General features: G+C 66.3%; 2 protein-coding genes. Both read left to right on the top strand.

Features of this window, described 5'->3' with window-relative positions:
- Nucleotides 1-813: MBL fold metallo-hydrolase (locus tag JMF82_RS21780; protein ID WP_236585625.1), on the top strand; the 813-nt coding region annotated here is incomplete at its 5' end.
- 32 nt (nucleotides 814-845) lie between these two features.
- Complete coding sequence (locus tag JMF82_RS21775) at nucleotides 846-1,859, top strand: TMEM43 family protein (RefSeq protein ID WP_201316614.1); 1,014 nt, start codon at nucleotides 846-848, stop codon at nucleotides 1,857-1,859.
- Nucleotides 1,860-2,262: the final 403 nt, after the last annotated feature.

Below are 2,262 nucleotides of genomic sequence, written 5' to 3'. Positions count from 1 at the left end.
CAGCTCGATGGCGGCGCCATGTTTGGCAATGCGCCACGGGCGCTGTGGTCGCGCTGGATTGCGCCGGATGCGGAGAACCGCATTCCGCTGGCCTGCCGTTGCCTGCTGGTGAAGGGTCTGGATGGCCGCAACGTGTTGTTCGAGACGGGCATCGGTGCGTTTTTCGAACCGGCGCTGCGCGAGCGTTATGGCGTGGTGGAAGATCGCCATGTCTTGCTCGAATCGCTGGCCCAGGCAGGGCTGACGCACGAAGACATCGACGTGGTGGTGCTTTCCCATCTGCATTTCGACCATGCGGGCGGCTTGCTTGCCGCGTGGGAAGAAGGGCAGCCGCCGCGCCTGCTGTTTCCCAAGGCGACCTATCTGGTCGGTGCCGAGCATTGGCGTCGCGCACAGCAGCCCCATCCGCGCGACCGCGCTTCGTTCGTGCCGGACTTGCAGCCGCTGCTGGAGCAAAGCGGTCGGCTCGAGCTCGTCGAGGGCGAGTATTCGAAAGCGCTGGGCAAGTCGGTTCGCTTCAGCTATTCGGACGGCCATACGCCCGGACTGATGCTGGCCGAAGTGGCCGGCCTGGTGTTCTGCGCCGACCTGATTCCAGGGCGTTTCTGGGTGCATCTGCCCATTACGATGGGTTACGACCGCTATCCGGAAAAGCTGATCGACGAGAAGCGCGTTTTCCTGGACGACAAGCTGGCGCGCGGGGTGCGGTTGTTCTTCACGCATGACCACGACTGCGCCGCGGCGCGCGTGGTGCGCGACGAACGTGGTCGCTACGGCACGGCCGACGAGGTTCGTGAATTGCGAGGCGCATAGTCATGGGCAGGGCGCAGGGGAGAGAGACCGATATGCGGCAGTGGATGCGACGCGTGCTGGGTGCCCTGCTTCTGCTGGGCGGCGCGGGACTGGTGGCGATGACGGAGCAGGGCCTGCTCGACCATCACCATGCTTCCGAGAAACACGGCGGACAGATCCTCGACCTCGGCGCGAGCAGCGAGGCGCAGGCGGGGCACGGTTATCTGGTGCGCGTGGCCGGTCCGATCAAGGTGGTCGAAGCGCCCTACGATCCGGAGTTCGGCCAGCGCGCAGCAGTGCCGGTGCTGATACGCCACGTCGAGATGTTCCAGTGGCGCGAAGTACGCGTGGGCGGCGACGTGCACTACGAGCTCGACTGGGTCGATCGTCCGGTGGATTCCAGTCGCTTCGCGCAGCCGGCCGGCCACGGCAACCCCGAGCGTTTCCTCGTGCAGGGCAAGCAGTTCGATGCGGGGCAGGTACGCGTCGGGGGCTATGTGCTGTCTCCCAAGTTGCTGCATGCGTTGCCGGGCAGTGATGTGCTCACGCCGGACATGAAGGCGGTGCCGCCGAATCTGGCCGCGAGCTTTTCGCTCAATGATCGCTACCTGACCACAAGCGCCAAACCGCAGCAGCCGCGCCTCGGTGACCTGCGCGTGAGTTGGGAAACGGTGCCTGCGCAGGATGTAACCGTGTTCGCCCAGGTGGACGGCGACCACCTCGTGCCCGCCGCGCATGCGTCCGATGGCAAGGGCTATGACGTCCAGGTGGGTGATCGTGCCCTGGTCGATGTCGTGCCGGATGTGCCGGAGTCGCCATCGTTCGTGTGGGCGCGTCGCATCGCGGCGGTGTTGCTCGGCCTGCTCGGTGCCCTGCTGTTGCTGCCGGAGCGTCCCCGTACCCATCACGATTTCCTGCTGGCGTTGGGCGCAGGTGCGCTGCTGATGGGCGCGCTGGCTTGCGTGATGTGGCTGGGGACGGACATGGCGGTGGGCGGGGCCTGGTTTGGGGTGGCGCTGCTGGGATTGGTGCTCGCGGTGTGGAGGATTCGCGCCACGGCGGGGTGAGTTTTTCTACCTTGCCACCCTCCGACGCCTTGGCGGCAACGCATCCTGTGCGCGACTGGCGTCGACCCTGACCTCTGCGGTCGCGCACTGGGTGCGCTCCTACAACAGACGGTCGACGTCCATGATCTTCTCGACGCGATGTGCCGCGCAGCGGCACGAGCCTTCGAATATCCCCTGTGAGGCGGTGAGGGGTGGACGATCAGGCCCCGCAGGGGTGCCCGACAGGACGTCGGGCACTTTTCGTCCGGGCAGGAGCCCGGTCGAAAAGCCCGGCCAGCGCCACGCGGGGTGCCGTTCTCTTTGGTTACTTTCTCTTGGGCAAGCAAGAGAAAGTGACCCGGGCCGCGGCAGCGGTCCGGAAGCCCGCCGCCCACAGGGACTTCCTTCGGTCGCAGGCGAGCCC

This window comes from Dyella sp. EPa41 (genome assembly GCF_016586165.1).
In the GTDB taxonomy this organism is placed as follows: Bacteria; Pseudomonadota; Gammaproteobacteria; order Xanthomonadales; family Rhodanobacteraceae; genus Dyella.
Note: the sequence above shows the minus strand (reverse complement) of the source record. Positions and strands in the feature narration are given on the sequence as shown.